The sequence below is a fragment of the Stenotrophomonas chelatiphaga genome (assembly GCF_001431535.1).
Taxonomy (GTDB): domain Bacteria; phylum Pseudomonadota; class Gammaproteobacteria; order Xanthomonadales; family Xanthomonadaceae; genus Stenotrophomonas; species Stenotrophomonas chelatiphaga.
Genome location: NZ_LDJK01000012.1, coordinates 24,896 through 45,014 on the forward strand (window position 1 = coordinate 24,896; position 20,119 = coordinate 45,014).

General features: G+C 66.0%; 16 protein-coding genes. 6 read left to right on the plus strand and 10 right to left on the minus strand.

The genetic code is table 11. The annotated features are described in order from the left end of the window. Nucleotides 1-2 precede the first annotated feature (2 nt). Nucleotides 3-3,659 (plus strand): TonB-dependent receptor, encoded by a 3,657-nt coding sequence (locus ABB28_RS04085; RefSeq protein WP_211260362.1) that lies wholly within the window; start codon nt 3-5, stop codon nt 3,657-3,659. A gap of 340 nt (nt 3,660-3,999) precedes the next feature. Next, nucleotides 4,000-4,875 carry an RNA polymerase sigma factor RpoH gene (rpoH, locus tag ABB28_RS04090; protein WP_057507413.1) on the plus strand — a complete coding sequence of 292 codons (876 nt, stop codon included), beginning with the start codon at nt 4,000-4,002 and terminating at the stop codon, nt 4,873-4,875. 97 nt (nt 4,876-4,972) lie between these two features. Here rpoH and purD read toward each other — a convergent pair whose 3' ends face one another. The 5 genes from purD to prmA all read right to left on the minus strand — a co-directional run bounded on the left by purD (nt 4,973) and on the right by prmA (nt 10,131). After that, nucleotides 4,973-6,259 (minus strand): phosphoribosylamine--glycine ligase, encoded by a 1,287-nt coding sequence (gene purD / locus ABB28_RS04095; RefSeq protein WP_057507414.1) that lies wholly within the window; start codon nt 6,257-6,259, stop codon nt 4,973-4,975. 77 nt (nt 6,260-6,336) lie between these two features. Continuing rightward, the gene (gene purH / locus ABB28_RS04100; RefSeq protein WP_057507415.1) at nt 6,337-7,920 is read right to left on the minus strand and encodes a bifunctional phosphoribosylaminoimidazolecarboxamide formyltransferase/IMP cyclohydrolase; all 1,584 of its coding nucleotides are present in this window, start codon (nt 7,918-7,920) and stop codon (nt 6,337-6,339) included. A gap of 76 nt (nt 7,921-7,996) precedes the next feature. Beyond that, nucleotides 7,997-8,272 carry a DNA-binding transcriptional regulator Fis gene (gene fis, locus ABB28_RS04105; RefSeq protein WP_057507416.1) on the minus strand — a complete coding sequence of 92 codons (276 nt, stop codon included), beginning with the start codon at nt 8,270-8,272 and terminating at the stop codon, nt 7,997-7,999. 115 nt (nt 8,273-8,387) lie between these two features. Then, the gene (locus tag ABB28_RS04110) at nt 8,388-9,161 is read right to left on the minus strand and encodes a DUF3426 domain-containing protein (RefSeq protein ID WP_057507417.1); all 774 of its coding nucleotides are present in this window, start codon (nt 9,159-9,161) and stop codon (nt 8,388-8,390) included. A gap of 49 nt (nt 9,162-9,210) precedes the next feature. After that, entirely contained in the window at nt 9,211-10,131 is a 921-nt protein-coding gene (gene prmA, locus ABB28_RS04115) for a 50S ribosomal protein L11 methyltransferase (RefSeq protein ID WP_057507418.1), read from the minus strand. A gap of 159 nt (nt 10,132-10,290) precedes the next feature. Here prmA and ABB28_RS04120 point away from each other — a divergent pair, with 159 nt between their 5' ends. The 4 genes from ABB28_RS04120 to ABB28_RS04135 all read left to right on the plus strand — a co-directional run bounded on the left by ABB28_RS04120 (nt 10,291) and on the right by ABB28_RS04135 (nt 13,777). Continuing rightward, nucleotides 10,291-11,265 (plus strand): hypothetical protein, encoded by a 975-nt coding sequence (locus tag ABB28_RS04120; protein ID WP_057507419.1) that lies wholly within the window; start codon nt 10,291-10,293, stop codon nt 11,263-11,265. Then, nucleotides 11,262-11,636: a hypothetical protein gene (locus tag ABB28_RS04125; RefSeq protein ID WP_057507420.1), complete on the plus strand. Its 375-nt coding sequence runs from the start codon at nt 11,262-11,264 to the stop codon at nt 11,634-11,636. The genes ABB28_RS04120 and ABB28_RS04125 overlap by 4 nt, the downstream gene beginning before the upstream one ends. Before the next feature lie 147 nt (nt 11,637-11,783). Further along, nucleotides 11,784-12,521, plus strand: coding sequence for a fimbrial biogenesis chaperone (locus ABB28_RS04130; protein WP_057507421.1), 738 nt, complete (start codon nt 11,784-11,786; stop codon nt 12,519-12,521). Nucleotides 12,522-12,718: 197 nt separating this feature from the next. Then, on the plus strand, nt 12,719-13,777 hold the full coding sequence (locus tag ABB28_RS04135; RefSeq protein WP_152983390.1) for a fimbrial protein: 1,059 nt from the start codon (nt 12,719-12,721) through the stop codon (nt 13,775-13,777). A 41-nt stretch (nt 13,778-13,818) separates the two neighbouring features. Here the strand turns inward: ABB28_RS04135 and accC are convergent, their stop codons facing one another. The 5 genes from accC to ABB28_RS04160 all read right to left on the minus strand — a co-directional run bounded on the left by accC (nt 13,819) and on the right by ABB28_RS04160 (nt 19,839). Beyond that, on the minus strand, nt 13,819-15,186 hold the full coding sequence (accC, locus tag ABB28_RS04140) for an acetyl-CoA carboxylase biotin carboxylase subunit (protein ID WP_057507423.1): 1,368 nt from the start codon (nt 15,184-15,186) through the stop codon (nt 13,819-13,821). Nucleotides 15,187-15,196: 10 nt separating this feature from the next. Continuing rightward, on the minus strand, nt 15,197-15,679 hold the full coding sequence (accB, locus tag ABB28_RS04145) for an acetyl-CoA carboxylase biotin carboxyl carrier protein (protein ID WP_042614743.1): 483 nt from the start codon (nt 15,677-15,679) through the stop codon (nt 15,197-15,199). Between the two features lie 61 nt (nt 15,680-15,740). Continuing rightward, nucleotides 15,741-16,184: a type II 3-dehydroquinate dehydratase gene (gene aroQ / locus ABB28_RS04150; protein ID WP_057507424.1), complete on the minus strand. Its 444-nt coding sequence runs from the start codon at nt 16,182-16,184 to the stop codon at nt 15,741-15,743. 138 nt (nt 16,185-16,322) lie between these two features. Beyond that, complete coding sequence (locus ABB28_RS04155) at nt 16,323-17,087, minus strand: EAL domain-containing protein (protein WP_057507425.1); 765 nt, start codon at nt 17,085-17,087, stop codon at nt 16,323-16,325. A 217-nt stretch (nt 17,088-17,304) separates the two neighbouring features. Next, on the minus strand, nt 17,305-19,839 hold the full coding sequence (locus ABB28_RS04160) for a TonB-dependent receptor plug domain-containing protein (RefSeq protein WP_245625276.1): 2,535 nt from the start codon (nt 19,837-19,839) through the stop codon (nt 17,305-17,307). Between the last annotated feature and the right edge of the window lie 280 nt (nt 19,840-20,119).

Sequence of the window (20,119 nt, forward strand, 5' to 3'; positions counted from 1 at the left end):
CCATGGACAACACCCGCAAACCCTATCGCCCGATCATGCCGCTGCTGATGCTGGCGGCCTTCGTTCCGTCGTGGCCGGCAGCCGCCCAACCGGTGCTGCCGCCGGCCACGCCGGCACCGATCCGCTGCGAAGCGGACAGTTGCCGCAACGACGAGGGCCTGCTGCTGCGCATCCGCGACGATGGCCCGGCCGCGGCCGCGGCTGCACCCTTGCCCGCTGCCGGCAGCGTCGATGCGGTGCCGCAGGCGCCGGCCACGCTGGCCGGTGGCTTCATGTCCGAACTGCCGAACGGCGGCGTGGTCTGGGCGACGGAAGATCCATCGATGGTGCCGCCGAGCCTGAGCGTGCAGTCGGCCGCTACCGTACCGTTCGAGAACGGCCGGTTGGTGCGTCCGCTGCGCTTCCACAGCTACAACAACTACGCCTCCTTCATCGAGAAGCTGGACGTCACCTTGTACCGCGGCACCGATACCGACCTGGTCACCCCGTTGGCGCGCATCGAACTGCCGGTGGGCTACGTGTCCGAAGCCGAGTGGGACGCGCAGCTGCCGGAGCAGATCAAGCTGCGTACCGGTGATGACCTGATCTACGTGGCACGCGCCTACGGTGCCGGCAATTCCTTCGACGAAACACAGGTGCAGCGCATCCAGCTGGTCACCCCGGCCGACTTCGATCGTGGCCTGCAGGTGACCCGTGACAACGTGCAGAAGACCCTGGGCCAATCGCTGGATGGCGAGAACGCGCAGGCGTTGCAGGTCAGCAACGGCATCTACGGGCAGAGCCAGCTGCGGCTGCAGAACATCCCCATCCACGGTTCGCGCGTGCGGGTATACGGGCGCGGGCTGGAACCGAACAGCCGGGTGACCATCAACGGCCAGAGCTTCCCGGTGGACCTGGAGCAGAAGTTCGCCGCGGAGTTCCTGGAACCGGTCGGCGCGCACCGCTACGAGGTCAAGGTGGACGCCAAGGACATGCCCAGCGCCGAACGGCAGCTGGACGTGGACGTGACCGGCCGCTACCTGTTCGCGGTGGCCATCGCCGATGTCACCGTGTCGAAGAACAGTGCCAGCGGCAACCTGCAGCCATTGGCCGCCGATGACCGCGACGACGACAGCTTCCTGAGCGAAGGGCGGCTGGCGTTCTACCTGAAGGGCAAGATGCGCGGCAAGTACCTGCTGACCGCGCAGGCCGACACCCAGGATCGCGAGTTGAAGCACCTGTTCCGCGATTTCTGGGAAGCCGATCCGACCGATGTGTTCCGTCGCCTTGATCCGGACCTGTACTACCCGGTGTACGGCGATGATTCGACCACCTGGCGCGACGTGGACACGCAGGGGCGGCTGTACCTGCGCGTGGACTGGGACCAGAGCCAGGCGATCTGGGGCAACTATGCGACCGGCATCACCGGCACCGAATATGGCCAGTACGTGCGTTCGCTGTACGGCGGCGCGTTGAACTGGCGTTCGCTGGAAGCCACGCCGCTGGGCGAGGCACGCTCGCAGCTGAAGGTGTTCGGTTCCGAAGCGCAGTCCGCGCCCGGGCACAGTGAATTCCTCGGCACCGGTGGCAGCCTGTACTACCTGCGCCACACCGATGTGCTGCCCGGTTCGGAACAGGTGGTGCTGGAAGTGCGTGACCGCACCACCGGCCGTAGCGAAACCCGCGTCACCCTGCAGGAAGGCGTGGACTACGAGATCGATGACCTGCAGGGCCGCCTGATCCTGACCCGCCCGCTGGCGATGCTGACCCGTGAGAACGTGCGCAGCATCACCCGTGACATGCCGCTGGACGGCTACGACCAGCTGCTGCTGGTGGACTACGAATACGTGCCGCTGGGCTTCAGCAGCGATGACGTGACGATGGGCGCGCGTGGCCGCCAGTGGATCGGTGACCACGTGGCCATCGGTGGCACCTGGGTGGAAGAAAACCGCAGCGGCGAGAACTACACGCTGAAGGGCGCCGATCTCACCCTGCAGGCCGGGCGCGGTACCTATGTAAAGGTGGAGCACACCGAGACCGATGCCACCGCCGCGCCGGTGTTCTATTCGGACAACGGCGGCCTCAGCTTCATCCGCCGCAACCCGTATGAAGTCCAGCGCTCGGGCAGTGCCACGGCGGTGGAAGCGCGTGCGAACCTGCGCGAGCTCGGCTGGACCGCGCAGGACTGGAGCGTCGGCGCGTGGTGGCGCGACGTGGATGCCGGTTTCTCGGTCGCGCGCCAGGACACCGGGCTGGCGGTGGAAGAGTACGGCGCCGAGTTCCTCGGCTACCTCACCGACGACTTCAGCCTGTATGGACGCCACACCCGCACCGAACAGGGCGAACTGGCGCTGGAACAGACCCAGCTGACCGCGGACTGGCGGCTGGGCAACGACGGCCAGTGGACCGGTGAACTGCGCCGCGTGCGCGAAGAACAGCGCCTGCAGACGGTGGATGCGCTGCTGGCGGCGATCGGCTACCGGCAGCGCTTCGGCTCATCCTGGGAGCTGTACAGCACCGGCCAGGTCACGGTGGATGACGACGGTGGCGCGTACGAGAAGAACGACCTGCTGACCCTGGGGGCGCGCTACCTGTTCGGTGACCGCAGCAGCGTCGGCGCCGAAGTCAGCGGCGGCAGTCGCGGGCATGGCGGCAAGGTCGATGCGGAATACCGCATGGCACCGGACCACAGCCTGTACGGCAGCTACAGCTACAGCAGCGACCGCACCGGCACCGATCCCCTGTTCGACACCGGCCTGCAGTCCGGCTGGACGCTGGGCCAGCGCTGGCGCCTGAGCAACCAGGTCAATGTCTACAACGAAAGCCAGTACCTGAAGGACCGCCGGCAGGACAATGCCGGGCTGGTGCATACCTTCGGCATGGACTTCTACCCGGCGCAGGGCTGGAACCTCGGCTTCACGGTGATGGATGGCGAACTGGAATCGACCCTCGGACGCATTGATCGTCGTGCCTACAGTGTCAGCGGCGGACGCACCGATGCGGTGGCGCAGTGGAACAGCAAGCTGGAATACCGGCACGACTCCGGCGCCGAACAGCGCGAGCAGTGGGTGACCACCAACCGCCTGCTGTACAAGGTCAACGAGGACTGGCGCCTGGCCCTGCGCGCGAACTATGCCGATACCCAGGACCGGATCAACCCGGTGGCCGATGCCAAGCTGGTGGAAACCAACATGGGTTTTGCCTGGCGCCCGCATGACAACACCCGCTGGGCCGCCTTCGGCAAGTTTACTTACCTCTATGACGTGGCCTCGCTGGGGCAGGAAGGCGGCAACCTGTATGACCAGCGCTCGCAGGTGCTGTCGCTGGAAGGCATCCGCCAGTTCGGCGCGCGCTGGGAAGTGGCCGGCAAACTGGCCTCGCGCTGGGGCGATTACCGCACCGGGCGTGGCGAAGGCGCCTGGCTGGACAGCCGCGCCGACTTCGCCGCGCTGCAGCTGCGCTACCGCCTGTTCGAGAAGTGGGAAGGGCTCGCCGAGCACCGCTGGTTGAAGGTGCGCGACGGCGGCGTGCGCAAGGGCTGGCTGGTCGGCGTCGACCGCCGGGTGGGCGAGAACTTCAAGATCGGCGGCGGCTACAACTTCACCGAGTTCAGCGATGACATGACCGAGCTGCGTTATGACCAGAAGGGCTTCTTCCTGAACCTGGCGGGGTATTACTGAGGGCGGACGGGAGCGCGGAGCCGTGCCTGGCGAGCGTTTCCGGGGATCGGCCGGGCATCGCTCGGCGCTCCCGGTCTGCAGGCGCTGAACGCCTGACAACTTTTTGCGGCTGAATGCGGAGATTCCGCTGTCCGTTCAGCCAATCTGCACGGAATTATCAGCCTGTAGATCAACTATCTCATTGATTTATGGATAGTTTTAAATGATCTGCGGCCCTGTCGCCACTGTCGCCAAATCGCGGTAGGGTAGACGGGTACTCAGCGCCATTGTTCTGTCACCGGAACACTGGAACTTTTTTGACCTTTAGCAGTCGAAGTATCGGACTGCTAAGATGAGACCCATGAGCCAGAACACCTCTACTGCCCTTGTGGCAAACAATCTCCCGATTCCCAGTGCGCTCGGTTCGCTGGACGCCTACATCGGTGCCGTGCACCAGATCCCGGTGCTGTCGGTCGATGATGAGCAGGACCTGGCGCGTCGTTTCCGTGATCAGACCGATCTGGACGCGGCCCGCGAGCTGGTGCATTCGCACCTGCGCTTCGTGGTGCACGTGGCCCGCGGCTACAACGGCTACGGCCTCGCCCTGGGCGACCTCATCCAGGAAGGCAACATCGGCCTGATGAAGGCGGTCAAGCGCTTCGACCCGGACATGGGCGTGCGCCTGGTGTCCTTCGCGGTGCATTGGATCCGTGCGGAAATGCACGAGTTCATCCTGAAGAACTGGCGCATCGTCAAGGTCGCCACGACCAAGGCGCAGCGCAAGCTGTTCTTCAACCTGCGTCGTTCGAAAAAGCGCCTGGGCTGGATGAACGCTGCCGAGGTCACCGCGGTGGCCAAGGACCTCAACGTGTCCGAGCGCGAAGTGCTGGAAATGGAGTCGCGCCTGTCCGGTCGCGATATCGGTTTCGACGCGCCGAGCGACGAAGACGACGACCACGCCCCGCCGTCGCCGGCGGCGTACCTGATGGCCAATGAAGAAGATCCTTCGATGGCCTACGAGCGCGCCGACAGCGAAGACAACCAGCTGCAGCTGCTGCGCGAAGGCATGGCCGAACTGGATGCGCGTTCGCGCGACATCATCGCCCGCCGCTGGCTGGATGCCGACAGCAAGGTCACGCTGCAGGAGCTGGCCGATGAGTACGGCGTGTCCGCCGAGCGCATCCGCCAGGTCGAAGCCAACGCGCTGAAGAAGATGAAGGCGTTGTTTACCGCGTAAGCGCAGGCATTCGTTGCATACAGAAACGCCGGGCAGTGCCCGGCGTTTTTTTCTGCGCGCTCGGCGGTGGTAGTGACGGCCGCTGGCCGTCAAACCGTCACTGGTTCTCGCGGGCGATCGCGCGCCAGCCGATGTCATTGCGGTGGAACTCGTTTGCCCAGGTCACCTTCGCAACACCTGCGTAGGCGTTGGCCTGCGCATCGCGCACGCTGTCGCCGAGTGCGGCCACGCACAGCACCCGCCCACCGGCGCTGACCACGTTGCCTTGGGCATCCAACGCGGTGCCTGCGTGGAACACCTTGGCGGTGTCGGGCACGCGGTCCAGGCCGGAAATCACATCGCCGGTGATCGGCGCTTCCGGATACGGCGCCGCGGCCAGCACCACGCCCAGCGACGGACGTGGATCCCACTGCGCCTGCACCTGGTCCAGCGTGCCGTCGATCGCCGCCTGTACCAGGTCAAGCAGGTCCGACTGCAGGCGCAGCATCACCGGCTGGGTTTCCGGGTCGCCGAAGCGCACGTTGAACTCGATCACCTTCGGCGCGCCGCTGGCATCGATCATCAGGCCGGCATACAGGAAGCCGGTGAACGGCACGCCATCGGCGATCATGCCCTGCACGGTCGGTTCCACCACCTCACGCATCACCCGCGCGTGCACCTCCGGGGTCACCACCGGGGCCGGCGAATACGCGCCCATGCCGCCGGTGTTGGGGCCGGTATCGCCATCGCCGACGCGCTTGTGATCCTGCGAGGTGGCCATCGGCAGCGCATGCACGCCATCGACCATCGAGATGAAACTGGCCTCTTCGCCATCGAGGAATTCTTCGATCACCACGCGTGCGCCGGCATCGCCGAAGGCGTTGCCGGACAGCATGTCACGCACCGCGGATTCGGCCTCTTCCAGCGACATCGCCACGATCACGCCCTTGCCGGCGGCCAGGCCATCGGCCTTGACCACGATCGGTGCGCCCTTTTCGCGGATGTAGGCCAGCGCCGCGTCGACGTCGGTGTGCACGGCGTAGTACGCGGTCGGGATGCCATGCCGGGCCAGGAAATCCTTCGCGTAGGCCTTGCTGCCTTCCAGCTGCGCAGCAGCGGCGGTGGGCCCGAAGATGCGCAGGCCGGCTTCGCGGAACTCATCGACCACGCCGGCCACCAGCGGCACTTCCGGGCCGACCACGGTGACGGCGACGCCTTCGGAGCGTGCCAGTGCCAGCAGGCCATCCAGGTCAGTGACCTTGATGTCCACGTTGCGGCACTTCGCTTCGGTGGCGGTGCCTGCATTGCCGGGCGCGACCAGCACCTCGGTGACCTGCGGGGACTGGGCCAGCTTCCAGGCCAGGGCGTGTTCGCGGCCGCCGGAGCCGATGACGAGGATCTTCATGCGAGGGATTTCCGATACGCGGGGAAAGAAGACGCGGGGTGACGAACGGGTCGGCACCCCCAAGGATCCGGTTTCCGTCAGTGACGGAAGTGACGCACGCCGGTGAACACCATCGCCAGGCCGTGTTCGTCGGCGGCGGCGATGACTTCGGCGTCGCGCATCGAACCGCCCGGCTGGATCACCGCCCTGATGCCGGCAGCAGCGGCGGCATCGATGCCGTCGCGGAACGGGAAGAACGCATCGGAGGCCATCACCGAACCCTCGACCACCAGGTTGGCGTCGGCGGCCTTGATGCCGGCGATGCGCGCCGAGTAGACGCGGCTCATCTGGCCAGCACCGACGCCGATGGTGCGGTTGTCCTTGGCGTACACGATGGCGTTGGACTTCACGAACTTGGCGACCTTCCAGGCGAACAGCAGGTCGGTGAACTGCTTGTCGGTCGGGGCCAGCCTGCTGACCACCTTCAGTTCGTCGCGGGTCATGCCGCGGTTGTCGGACGACTGCAGCAGCAGGCCCGATCCGATCCGCTTGCTGTCGTAGTTGTTCAGGCCTTCACCGTGCGGGATGCGCAGCACGCGCACGTTGGCCTTCTTCGTGGCGTATTCCAGCGCGGCCGGTTCGTAGTCCGGGGCGATCAGCACTTCAACGAACTGACGGTCCAGGATCACCTGCGCGGTGGCCAGGTCCAGCGGCTTGTTGAAGGCGATGATGCCGCCGAAGGCACTGGTCGGATCGGTGGCATAGGCCAGTTCATAGGCATCGCCGTTGCCGGCACCCACGGCCACGCCGCACGGGTTGGCGTGCTTGACGATCACGCAGGCCGGCGCCTCGAACTGGCGCACGCATTCCCATGCCGCATCGGCATCGGCCAGGTTGTTGTAGCTCAGTTCCTTGCCCTGCAGCTGCTGGAAGGTGGCCAGCGTGCCCGGCACCGGATACAGGTCACGATAGAACGCGCCGCTCTGGTGCGGATTCTCGCCGTAGCGCAGGTCCATCACCTTCACGAAGGAGGAGTTCATCTGCGCCGGGAACTCACTGCGTACCGGCACGGCGGTCTCGCGCGAGGCGACGGCGGACAGGTAGTTGCTGATCGCCGCGTCGTACTGGGCGACGCGGTTGAACGCCGCCACCGACAGCGCGAAGCGCTTGGCGCTCGACAGCTGGCCATCGTGTGCAGCCAGTTCGGCCAGCAGTTCGTCGTACTGCGACGGATCGGTCGCCACCGCGACACGGGCGAAGTTCTTCGCCGCCGAACGCAGCATCGCCGGGCCGCCGATGTCGATGTTCTCCACGGCGTCGTCGAGCGCGCAGTCGGCCTTGGCGGTAACCGATTCGAACGGATACAGGTTCAGCACCAGCAGGTCGATCGCGCCGATGCCGTGCTCGGCCATCACCGCATCATCGGTACCGGCGCGGCCCAGCAGGCCGCCGTGCACCATCGGGTGCAGGGTCTTGACCCGGCCGTCCATCATTTCCGGGAAACCGGTGACGTCGGAGACATCCTTGACCGCCAGGCCGGCCTCGCGGATCGCCTTGGCGGTGCCGCCGGTGGACAGCAGTTCCACGCCGCGTGCGGACAGGGCGGTGGCCAGCGCGATCAGGCCGGTCTTGTCGGAAACGGAAAGCAGGGCCCGACGGACGGGCAGCAGGTCAGCACTCATGGGGGCAGGGCAACGGCAGCAGGCGGGGCCGATATTGTAGGCCTTGGGGCGCCCTCACACGTAATGCGGTGCCGGGTCAGGCGCTGATGCCGTATTCCTTCAGCTTCTTGCGCAGGGTGGCACGGTGGATGCCGAGCATCGCCGCGGCGCGGCTCTGGTTGCCCTCGCAATGGTTCAGCACTTCCACGAACAGCGGAATTTCCATCTCGCGCAGCACGATCTCGTAGACGTCATCGGCATCGCAGCCATCCAGGTCGCGCAGGTAGCGGCGCACGGACTGGGCGACATGTTCGCGGAGCGGAGGACGCGCAGCGCCACGACTGGTGTCAGGACGAGAGAGTACAGCGTTCAATGGGAATCCCGATCTGGTGGCCGCGCCGGAGCGGATGCTGGCGCTGGCGAGAAGGTGGTGGCGGCCAGTCTAGCGCGAGCCGCCGTCCCCTGCACGGGCCGCTGGCCTGCCTGGGTCACAGAAATTCGAAGTTGAACGCGACCGTGGACGCCGCAGGTTCCCTGACCTGGAAGGCGATCTGCGCGCTCTGGCCGGGTTCGAGCAGCCCCGCCGTTTCTGCCCCGGCACCGAGATAGTCCGACGCATCAAAGACGCCGCTGCCGATCACCCGGCCATCGGCATCGGACAGCGACAGCCGCAGCACCGGCCAGTCCTGCGCCCACTGCGCGTCATTGCGGATGCTTGCCTGTACCTGCAGTGCGCCGGCCTGTTGCGGCACCGGCCGCACGTCGCGGCTGATCATGCTGAAGGCCGCCGGTTCGCGCCACGCGGGCAGGTCGCAGCGCAGCACGCTGCACAGGCCTGCGACCCACGGACGGGTGCTGGCCTCTGCCGCCAGGCGGGCGCGGTCGGCCAGCGCGATCTGCAGCAGCAACAACAGCGACAGCGCGGCCACGATGGCCCATTGCCAGCGGGGCGCGCGCAATCGATGCCCACCGCCGCGCAGGAACACCGGCTCTGCCTGGGCCAGTGGGGTCCCGCTGGCCGCCGCACGGACCGGCTCGGACATCGTCGGCTCTACCTGCGACGGTACCTCGCCGGCGATCGCGACGGGCTCCGCGACCGGCTCCGGGGCTGCATCGGCCGGGCTGTCTTCGATGTCCGGCGCTGCGCTGGCCGGCGGCGCCGACGGCTCCGCCAACGGGGTCGCATCCGTGTCGGCCTGCGATCCGGCGTGCGGTCGCAGGAAGGTGGCCAGCGGTCGACGGGGCGGGTTCGGTTCGGACATGCAGGTACCGTCTCGGGTCCAGCCTCTATTCAATCACGTCTTGCCGCGATCAGGCGCGGCGCACGCCGGTGATGCGCATCCAGTCGCCGTCCTGGGTCGCCTGCAGGTCATCGAACCAGGCCGCGTAACGCTGCAGCAGTTCGTCTTCCTGGCCGTGCAGGATGCCCGACAGCGCGATGCGGCCGCCGGCGGCCACGCGTGCCGCCAGCAGGTCGGCCAGCGCATCCAGCGCGGAGGCCAGGATGTTGGCGACCACCACCGGGTAGGTGGCCACCGGTTCGTCCTGCGGCAGGTAGACATGCATGCGCGGCAGTTCGCCATTGCGCTCGGCGTTGTCGGCGGTGGCGATCAGCGCCTGCGGATCGTTGTCCACGCCGATCGACTCGGCCGCGCCCAGCTTCAACGCGGCCAGTGCCAGGATGCCCGAGCCGCAACCGAAATCGAGCACGCGCTGTCCCTGCAGCAGGCCCGCCTTGGCCAGGCCATCCAGCCAGCGCAGGCACAGCGCGGTGGTCGGGTGGGTGCCGGAGCCGAACGCCAGGCCCGGGTCCAGCCGCACCACGGCGGCATCGGCTGTCTGTGCGGCCTCGGGCAGCTCATGGTTCCACGGCACGATCCAGGTCCGTTCACCGAAGGAAAGCGGCTCGAACTGGTCCAGCCAGACGCGTTCCCAGTCCTGGTCTTCCACCGCACGGAAGCTCACCGTCGACCAGTCCAGGCCATCGTCGAAGGCTTCCAGCGCGGCCAGCAGCAGCAGTCCATCGGCGTCATGCGGGAACAATGCGCTCAGAACCAGCGTGTCCCACATCGGCGTCTCGCCGACGCCGGGCTCCAGGATGGCCTGCTCGTTGCTGGTGTCAGCCTCGGCATCGAGCAGGGTCACCGCCAGCGCGCCAACATCCTCCAGCGCGTTTTCGTAGCGGGGCTGGGTGGCTTCGGTGCAGCGCAGGGTCAGTTCCAGGAACGGCATGGTGGCAGGCGGGATCCGGCAAAGAAGGGAATGCTAGTCGATCCAGGGCGGTGGCAGCCATCTCACTGCACGCGGAGACTGAATAGGCTCGACCAGACACGTGGCAATCCCCTTGGTAGAATCGCGCTCCTGCCTTGCCTGTCAACGGCTTATCCCCTGATGGCGTTTGCTCCGGCCCTGAAAACCTGGTTGCTCGTGGTGCCGGCCGTGGCATTGCTCGGCGCAGCGGGCATGCGCATGGGCGGGCACCTGCTGCATGCGCAGGAATCCGGCCCTGCCGCGATGGACGCTGGTGTGTCGCAACCAGCAGACACCCTGACTGCGCAGACGACGCTGCCCGCGGCGCTGGCACGTCGAATGGGCAGCAACGAAAATCCGCTCAACGCCGTGCCTTCGGGTCTGCCGCTGGACATCCGTGCGGACATGGAAGGCGATACGGATCTGTTTGCGTTCGCCCAGCGCCTGCGCGCACAGGCCGACAGCGGCAACGTCGAGGCGCGCTGGATGCTGAGCCGGGTCTACGATTACTGCAGCCAGTATGCCAACGATCCCGGTGGCTACCAGTTGGACAACAGCGTACTGACCGGGATGGGTGAGCGTGCATCGACCGCGATGGCTGACGCGCGACAGCGTGTTGCCGCGCGATGCGGCGGCTTCGTGGCCAGTGATGGCCTGGGCTACCCGCTGGTTTTCGCGCAGCGCCGGCAGGCGGCGCAGGGCGGCAACCTGGCCGCCGAAGCCTCGTTGCTGGCCGACGGCCAGCCGCTGCAGACCGACGAAGACTACCGGCGCGGCCTGGTCGAGCGCGTGCGCGATTCACATGATCCGGAAGCCTACATGGCGCTTGCCCCGGCGATGGGACTGCGTGCGTCCGGCGACCGTGCGATGACCGGCATGGTGGCCGGCGAGGCACTGAGCGAACTGGCCTGGCGCGTGGCGGCCTGCGAACTGGGCATGCCCTGCGGCAGCGACAGCGTGCTGATGAACAGCTTCTGCGCCAACGGTGGCATCTGCAGCCAGGAAGACGGGCAGGACTTCACTGATTTTGTATACGACGCTGCGGTTTCGCGGCAGGGTGCCGAAAAAATGACCGAATGGGTCGAAGAACTGATTGGAAAGAGGAAAGGGCGATGAAGTACCGTCGAATCCTGCACGGGGCAAAGTTCTGGTTCTGGGTGGCATTGTTCGTCGCCTATTCGGCCGGTGCGGTCGGCCTGCTGATGATCGATACCCAGGAAGACCGTTACCGACGACTGTCCACCGTGGAGCTGACCAAGGTGCAGTCCACGCCGGAGGTGCGCCGTGCCGGCGCCAGCCAGGTCGCCGCGGTATACCGTGCGCAGAGCGGCATGCCGTTCACCTCGTTGCCGGCGGGCAGTACCTTCCAGGTGGTATGGCCGGATGGCTCCACCGAAACCATGGTGATCGTCGACCCGTCCTCGCCCAATGGCGTGCGTCCGTTGGCGGGCAGCCAGGTCCCGGCCGAAGCAGCGGAGCGGCGCTGATCCGGCGTTGTGAGGGGCCGGCCAAGGGGCCGCCAGTTCATCGGTCGCGTCCTATTCCACGCAATGGCGCGACAGGAGTTTAATGGCGACATCCTGCAGTGTCGGCCCGCGTGGTGAACCGACGGCACTGCCCCCTCGGAGAACGCCATGCTTACCGTCGTCAAGCGATCGCTATCGGCCGTTGGCCTTGCAGCCGTCCTGCTCTGTCCGCTGGCCGCCGAAGCCGGCGTGGTCATTGCCGGTACCCGGCTGGTCTTTCCCGCGCAGGAGAGCGAAGTCACCCTGGGGCTGAACAACGATTCACAACGCCCGGCGCTGGTGCAGGTGTGGATCGATGACGGTGACCAGGACACGCCGCCGGAAGCCGCCAAGGCCCCGTTCGTCATGACCCCGCCCCTGCTGCGCATGGACGCAGGAACCCAGCAGGCCGTGCGTATCCGCTTCACCGGCCCGGCGCAGCCTGTCGACCGCGAATCGTTGTACTGGGTGAACGTGCTGGACATCCCGCCGTCCAGCGGTGAGCAGGACAAGCTGGAGCTGGCCTTCCGCAGCCGCATCAAGCTGTTCTATCGCCCCGCCGGACTACCCGGCGAGGCGGACGGTGCCCACCGCCAGCTGCGCTGGTCGCTGCAGCAGCGCGCCGACGGCCTGGCCGTGCAGGTCGACAACCCGACACCATGGCACGTCAGCTTCGCCGCGATCTCGCTCACCGTCGATGGCAAGGTATTGGCTGATACAGGCAGCGGCATGGTCGCGCCGCGCGCCACCCAGGTGTTTCCGCTCGACGGGCTTGCTGCGCGGCCGAAGGGCGTGATCAGCATCGAGTACAGCACCATCACCGATGTCGGTGGCGTGCAGCCGACCAGCGCAGCGCTGTCCAACTGAAGCGTCGCCATTGCATTTCGGACGCATCTGATGGGACGGCGCACGGCAGCGGCTGACACTGCGCAAGCACGGGGTGACAGCGCGCTACGAGCAGCGCGGAATCAGACCCATCCGATGTCGTGTATGCCGAGGGGGAGGGAAACTTCTGATGAGCCCGTCCAGTCGACGCCCGGCCTACTTTCCCAATTGGTGATGACATGAAGCAGATTCGTTTCTACCGGCTGCTGACCGCGCTGGCGTTGTGCAACGCAGGCTCTGCCTTGGCGCAGAGCTGCGAACATCCCCCTGAATGGCCCACCGCGTTCCAGATAATCCTGCCCCTGCAGGGCACGATCACCGTCGGCGCCGATGTACCGGACGGGACGGAGATCTATACCTCGCGCCATAGCAGTGCCTCAGGTGCTTTCGTCAGGTGCTCGGGAGGGCCAGGGACAGTGTCCAGGACCGATGACTACATCGGTTCGCCGGGCCGCCCCTCGGCATTCGACCGCGTATATGAAACGTCGATACCGGGGGTGGGTATCGCCATGTGGTACGCGGGAACGAAGTTCCCCTACAACGCTGGCAACATCAACGTGGGCACTGGGACACTCACCTACAACTTCAACAAAAGCCTCGATTTCAGCCTTTACAAGATCGGACCGATCAGCGCTGGCGTACTGCAGGGCAGTTCGCTCCCGCGCGCACGCCAGTACACCGGGGGGTCGGGCAGCATAAACCTCTGGGAAGCGCAGGTGGTCGGGCAGTTGAGCATCGTCACCGGCACCTGTCGGGTGGGTGACGTCCGCGTGCCGATGGGAGATATACCGCAAAGCACCTTCACCGGCATCGGCAGTCACACCGCATGGCAGCGGTATGAGGTCCCGCTGACCGGCTGCCCGGCATTCTTCGGCCGCAGGGCAGCATACGCGCGCAGCGACAGCGGCACGGTCGAGCGGGCAGACCTGCGGGTGGCCAACCGGATTGGCGTACGTCTGGATCCGTCCACGGCGATTCTTGATGAGGCACGGTCCATCATCGCGCTGCAGCCGGGCGCCCCCGGCGCCCCCGCAGCACGCGGCATCGGCATCCAGGTCGCGTGGGACGATGAATCACCGGTGGCCTTCCGCGCGTTCCGCGACAGCGGATTGCCACTGACCGCTACCGCCAATGGCAGTTACCGCATCCCGCTGCGCGCCCGCTACTACCAGGTGGAGGACCTCGTGCGCGGAGGTCCGGCCAATGCCGCGATGGTGATGACGCTGCGTTACGAGTGATCGGACAACGCCGGCCCGGAGGCCGGCGCTGATGGGTGCGATCAGGTCAGCGCGATCGACTTGGTCTTGCGCTCTGCCAGGCGCTTTTCCAGGTAGTGGATGTTCTGTCCACCGGCCTGGAAGCCCTTGTCGCGCATGATCCGCTGCTGCAGGGCGACGTTGGTCTTGATGCCGTCCACCACCATCTCGCTCAGTGCCACCCGCATGCGGGCGATGGCGGTCTCGCGGTCCGGCCCGTGCACGATCAGCTTGCCGATCATCGAATCGTAGTTCGACGGCACGCGGTAGCCGGCGTAGATGTGCGTATCCACGCGCACGCCGGGGCCGCCGGGTGCATGGAACGCGCTGATCTGGCCCGGGCTCGGCACGAAGGTTTCCGAATCTTCCGCGTTGATGCGGCATTCGATGGCATGGCCGGTCAGCACGATGTCGCTCTGCTTGATCGACAGCTTCTGGCCGGCAGCGATCTTCAGCTGCTCCACCACCAGGTCGATGCCGGTGACCATTTCGGTGACCGGATGCTCCACCTGGATGCGGGTGTTCATTTCGATGAAGTAGAAGCGGCCGTCTTCGTAGAGGAACTCGAAGGTGCCGGCGCCGCGGTAACCGATGCGGATGCAGGCTTCCACGCAGACCTTGCCGATCTGCTCGCGGGCTTCGTCGGTGATGCCCGGTGCCGGTGCTTCTTCGACCACTTTCTGGTGGCGGCGCTGCATCGAGCAGTCGCGTTCACCGAGGTGGATCGCGTTGCCCTGGCCATCGGCCAGCACCTGGATTTCCACGTGGCGCGGATTTTCCAGGTACTTCTCCATGTAGACCTCACCGTTGCCGAACGCCGCCTTGGCTTCGCTCTTGGTGGTTTCGATGGAGGTCTTCAGCGACGCTTCGGCATGCACCACGCGCATGCCGCGGCCGCCGCCGCCGCCGGAGGCCTTGATGATGACCGGGTAACCGATCTCACGCGCGATCTTGGTGTTGGCGACGATGTCATCGCCCAGCGGACCGCCCGAGCCCGGCACGCACGGCACGCCGGCGGCCTTCATCGCGCGGATCGCTTCCACCTTGTCGCCCATCAGGCGGATGGTGTCGGCCTTGGGGCCGATGAAGATGAAGCCGGATTCTTCCACGCGTTCGGCGAAGTTCGCGTTTTCCGACAGGAAGCCGTAACCGGGATGGATCGCCTGGGCGTCGGTCACTTCAGCGGCGGCGATCAACGCCGGGATGTTGAGGTAGCTGTCGGTCGACGCGGCCGGGCCGATGCAGACGGATTCGTCGGCCATGGCCACGTGCTTGAGGTTGCGGTCAACGGTGGAATGCACGGCCACCGTGCGGATGCCCAGGGTGTGGCACGCGCGCAGGATGCGCAGCGCGATTTCCCCTCGGTTGGCAATGACGATTTTATCGAGCATGGCCGGCCCCTCAGCCGATCACGAACAGCGGCTGGTCGAACTCAACCGGCTGGCCGTTCTCGCCGAGGATGGCGACGATGGTGCCCGACGCATCGGCTTCGATCGGGTTGAACATCTTCATCGCTTCGATGATCGCCAGGGTCTCGCCTTCCTTGACCTGCTGGCCGATGCTGACGAAGGCCGGCTTGTCCGGCGACGCCGATGCGTAGAAGGTGCCGACCATCGGCGAACGCAGCACGTGGCCTTCCGGCAGCGCGTTGCCCGGCTTGGCGGTGCCACCGGTGGAGGCCTCGGTCGGCGACTGCATCGGCATGGCCGGGGCGGCAGCGGCGGCTGGCGCGGCGATCATCTGCGGCTGCACGGCCATCTGCGCGAAGGTGCCGACCGGAGCGCGCGACAGGCGCACCGACTCTTCGCCTTCCTTGATCTCGATCTCGGCCAGGTTGGATTCTTCCAGCAGGTCGATCAGTTTCTTGATTTTGCGCAGATCCATGGGGGCCTCTTTTTTTTGGGTTTTATCTGGAGTGGGAAGGGCGCAGGCGCCCGTTCGACGATCAGGCGTTGGACAGCCGCTGCAGGGCGGCATCCATTGCGTAACGGTAACTGTCGGCACCGAAACCGCAGATGACACCGACCGCCTTGTCGCTGAAATAGCTGTGCTGGCGGAAGGGTTCGCGCGAATGCGGGTTGGACAGGTGGATTTCGATGAACGGCACGTCCACCGCGGCCAGCGCATCGCGCAGGGCCACCGAGGTATGGGTGAATGCCGCCGGGTTGATCAGGATGAAGGCAGTGCCGTCAAGGCGCGCGGCCTGGATGCGGTCCACCAGCACGTGTTCGGCATTGGACTGCAGGCTTTCCACCGCGTGTCCGGCCGCGGCGCCCTGCGCGTGCAGCGCCTGGTCGATCTGGGGCAGGGTGGTGTGGCCATAGACCCCCGGCTCGCGCGTGCCGAGCAGGTTGAGGTTGGGGCCATGCAGTACCAGCAGTTTCGCCATGGGAGCCGAACGACGGGAAAGGGCGGCAGTCTGGCGGAAGCTGGAGTTGATGTCCAGTTCGGCGAAGTTATGCGCGTTTCAAGCGTTTGTTTGAAATAGTGCCGCTCATGCCCCACAACCGGATGCGCCGGCCGTGAATCATCTTGTCCAGGCAATCCCGGCTTCGCGCACGGCGGACTCGAACTGCGGCCGGGCAAACCAATAGCCCTGCATCAGGCGGATACCGATATCTTCCAGACAGTGCGCCTCATCACCGGTCTCGATGCCTTCGGCAATGACATCGATCGCCAACTCCTCGCACATGGACACCACGCCGGCCACGATCGCACGTCGTGCAGGGCTCCGGTCGATGCCGCGGATCAGTGCCATATCCAGCTTGACGATGTCGGGCTGGAAGTCGGCCAGCAGGTTCAGGCCGGCAAACCCGGCACCAAAGTCATCGATTGCTGTCTTGAAGCCGATACGTTTGTACTCGCTCAGGATTTCGGCCAGCCATCTGCCGTCGCTGACCTGCTCCCCCTCTACGGTTTCAAAGATGATCCGCTCAACCGGAAAGCCATGCCGTTCGGCCGCCTGCAGCGTGGAGCGGATGCAGACCTCCGGCCGGTAGATTGCATTGGGCAGGAAATTGATTGAGAGATGCGACTGCAGATTCAACGTCGCCGCGATCCGGATGGCCTTCTCGCGACAGGCCTGATCGAACGAATAGCGGTTGTCGGCGGTGATGCGTGACAGTACCGAACTGGCGGGTTCGCCCGCCGGCCCGCGCACCAGGGCTTCATGCGCGAACACCTCGCGCGCCTGCACATCCACGATGGGCTGGAATGCGTAACTGAAGTCGAACGGCAGTGGATCCGCATCGCGGCATAGTGCACATCCAGCGCCCCTGTCGATGGAAGGCATTCGGTGTATTCCGGCGTCGGGTCAAGGCCTTCAGGATAGCCGAGGCTGATCATGGGCATGTGGACGTGGCCGTGATCATCGGCAGCCCGACGATCTGCGGAAGGGGCCAGCCGCCGAGCCGGTGAGCAACCCGTGAGCGGACCGGCGCGCAGTGCGTTCGGCCCGTCGGCGGCGGCGCCTGGATGTGCGCCGCCGCCGGTCCCTCTGTGCACTCAGATCAGAACTTCCAACCCAGGCGGGCGTAGTAGAAGCCGCCGTTGAAGCCATACGGCGAATGCACCGGGTATTCCGCGCCAGCCACGCCGGCCCACGGGTTCTTCGACGGCACCCGGTCGAACAGGTTCTGCGCGCCCACGCTGAAGTACAGCCCGGACACGAACTTCCAGCCCACTTCGGCATCCACGATCAACGCGCTGCCGGCGTGGATCGGCAGGCCACCGTCAGCGGCGGAGATCACCCCGCTGTCCAGGTGGTCTTCGTACCAGCTGCTGTAGTAGTTGAAGCGCAGGTTGGCGTGGAAGATCTGCCGCTGGTGGTTGACGCTGAAGTAGCCCTTGGTGCGCGGCAGCGACTTTTCCAGCTTGTACACACGCGCCGCATCGATGAAATCGGTGTCGTAGCGATCCACTTCGGTGCGGTTCCAGTTGGCCGCCAGCGCATAGGTGGTGGTGCCACCGAAATGATCGCTGCGGTAGCTGGTGACCACGTCCACGCCGGTGGTGGTGGTGTCGAAGGCGTTGCCGAAATAGGTCACCTGCGAGATCGACGCCGCTTCCGGATTGCCGCCGGCCACCAGCGCGGCCCGCTCGGCCGGGGTCACCGCGAAGCTGGTGCTCAGCGCGATGCGGTCTTCGACCTTGATCTGGTAGCCGTCCACGGTGAACAGCCAGTCACCCTGGGTCCACACCGCACCCAGCGATACGTTCCTGGATTCTTCCGGGGTCAGCGGCTGGGCGCCCTTGAGCTGGGCGATCGGATCGGTCGGGGGCAGGGTGGCGATGTCTTCCAGCGCCGTTCCACCGAACACGGTGCTGATCTGGCTGATGTTGGCCTGGCCGGGCGTGGGGGCACGGAAGCCGGTGTTGTAGGCACCGCGCACGGCGAAGGTTTCAGTGAAGTCGAAGCGGCCGGTGAGCTTGCCGGTGGTGGTGCTGCCGAACGAATCGTAGTCTTCGTAGCGCAGCGCGCCGGCCAGCAGGAAGCGTTCGGTGAGCTGTGCTTCCAGGTCGGCATAGGCGGCCCAGTTGCGCCGGTCGAAGGTGCCGGCGGTGCGCGCGCTGAAGCCGTTGAAGCCGTTGGAGCCCAGCGCGAAGCCCTGCTCGGTGAGCGGGCCGATCGCCGTGGACGGGCCGTCACCCGGGCTGATGGTGAAGCTTTCCTCGCGCCATTCCGCACCCATCGCCAGACGCAGCGGCTGGCTGCTGAAGCCGACGGCGATATCGCGGCTGACATCCACGTTGAGGTTCTTTTCGGTCTGGGTGTTGCCGCCCGGCTTGAAGGACAGGCCGGCCGGCTGCACCGGGCCCATCGAGGCATTGACGGTGTTGTAGATGGTGAAGTCGATCTCGTTGCGGCCCCATGAGCCGCTCACGTCCCAGTACCAGTCCTCCCAGGTGCCCTTGGCCCCGGCGAACACCGAGGTGTCTTCGAGCGACCCGCCAAAGCGCGGGGTGAAGCCGCCCGGCAGGCTGGACAGGAAGGTGTAGCAGTTCGCCGGCAGCGCGGCGACCGCTGCACTGACGCCGGCATACGGCAGCAGGTTGCCGCCGCCGTCACGCAGCGCGATGGACGGACAGGCGCCGGCGCCGGTCAGGTTGCCGACCAGCAGCGTGTCGCCGCCGTCGTTGGAGTACACGCCAGAGCGCGAGGTGGGATCGCGGAAGTAGAAGCCACCGTCCACGTCGCGTTTGGCATGGTTGCCGAACAGGTAGAAGTCCACGCTGTCGGTGGACAGGCCCAGGTTGTAGACCAGCTTGAAATCGTCATCGACCTTCGGCGAGCCCCACACCTGCGCCGGCTGGCCAACGCCAGGGTAGCCGGCGGCGATTGCCGCGGCGGCATCGTCGCGCTGCACGCTGCGCGAGGTGTCATCGGCATTGCGCCATTCGGCGGTCAGCGTGGCAAAACCGCGTTCGGTCAGCGGCAGGCCGATCTGCGCGGAGTACTGCGTGGTCAGGCCGTCGCCTTCGTAGTACTTGCCGGTGAACACTTCGGCAGTGCCGCCTTCGCGCAGTTTCTTCAGCCCGAAGTTGATGACACCGGCGATGGCGTCCGAACCGTACTGGGCGGCGGCGCCGTCGCGCAGCACCTCCACCTGTTCCAGCGCCAGCGATGGAAACACCGACAGGTCCGGACCCTGCGCACCGTCGGACAGGCCATGGCCGAGGAAGGTGATGACCGCCGCACGGTGGAAGCGTTTGCCGTTGACCAGCAACAGGGTGTTGTCCGGTGGCAGGCCGCGCAGGTTGGCCGGGCGCACCAGGCTGGCGGCGTCATCGATGGGAATGGTGCTGACGTTGAAGGAAGGCACCAACACCTTCAGCTGGTCCAGCGCATCGGTGGCGCCCTGGTTGCGGAATTCTTCGCCGCTGATGATGTCGATCGGTACCGCGGAAGAGGACACGGTACGCGGTTTGGTGCGGCTGCCCAGCACCGACACGGTGTCCAGGTTGGTGGCCGCTTCGGGCGTGGCCGGGCTTTCCTGTGCCAGCGCCCCCGCGCTGGTCACCAGCAGGGCCGTTGCGAGCGCCACGTGTACTGCAGATGCCAATGGCGAAAAGGCTTTCGGAGCGTGAACACACTTGCCAATGCGGTCGTTCATGCATGCACCTTGCAGTCGGATTGTTGAGTTGTCGTTCGGTTAGTGGTTCATCCCGTTGGTTCTCCCTGCGCGTCAGTAGGTCTGTTGCGCTGCATCAATAATTAACAGAAGATTAACCGTACTGCAACGAATGTATGCCGACTTTGGCGGTTCGTTGACGCAATCGTCGGTTGACTGACGCCCCGGACCCGCCGCAACCGGGCCTGTCGCG

Excerpts from the sequence above, each read along its gene's own strand:
- ABB28_RS04085 (WP_211260362.1), top strand. The coding sequence starts at position 3 with ATGGACAACACCCGCAAACCCTATCGCCCGATCATGCCGCTGCTGATG.
- rpoH (WP_057507413.1), top strand. The coding sequence starts at position 4,000 with ATGAGCCAGAACACCTCTACTGCCCTTGTGGCAAACAATCTCCCGATT.
- purD (WP_057507414.1), bottom strand. The coding sequence starts at position 6,259 with ATGAAGATCCTCGTCATCGGCTCCGGCGGCCGCGAACACGCCCTGGCC.
- purH (WP_057507415.1), bottom strand. The coding sequence starts at position 7,920 with ATGAGTGCTGACCTGCTGCCCGTCCGTCGGGCCCTGCTTTCCGTTTCC.
- ABB28_RS04110 (WP_057507417.1), bottom strand. The coding sequence starts at position 9,161 with ATGTCCGAACCGAACCCGCCCCGTCGACCGCTGGCCACCTTCCTGCGA.
- prmA (WP_057507418.1), bottom strand. The coding sequence starts at position 10,131 with ATGCCGTTCCTGGAACTGACCCTGCGCTGCACCGAAGCCACCCAGCCC.
- ABB28_RS04120 (WP_057507419.1), top strand. The coding sequence starts at position 10,291 with ATGGCGTTTGCTCCGGCCCTGAAAACCTGGTTGCTCGTGGTGCCGGCC.
- ABB28_RS04125 (WP_057507420.1), top strand. The coding sequence starts at position 11,262 with ATGAAGTACCGTCGAATCCTGCACGGGGCAAAGTTCTGGTTCTGGGTG.
- ABB28_RS04130 (WP_057507421.1), top strand. The coding sequence starts at position 11,784 with ATGCTTACCGTCGTCAAGCGATCGCTATCGGCCGTTGGCCTTGCAGCC.
- ABB28_RS04135 (WP_152983390.1), top strand. The coding sequence starts at position 12,719 with ATGAAGCAGATTCGTTTCTACCGGCTGCTGACCGCGCTGGCGTTGTGC.
- accC (WP_057507423.1), bottom strand. The coding sequence starts at position 15,186 with ATGCTCGATAAAATCGTCATTGCCAACCGAGGGGAAATCGCGCTGCGC.
- accB (WP_042614743.1), bottom strand. The coding sequence starts at position 15,679 with ATGGATCTGCGCAAAATCAAGAAACTGATCGACCTGCTGGAAGAATCC.
- aroQ (WP_057507424.1), bottom strand. The coding sequence starts at position 16,184 with ATGGCGAAACTGCTGGTACTGCATGGCCCCAACCTCAACCTGCTCGGC.
- ABB28_RS04155 (WP_057507425.1), bottom strand. The coding sequence starts at position 17,087 with ATGCCTTCCATCGACAGGGGCGCTGGATGTGCACTATGCCGCGATGCG.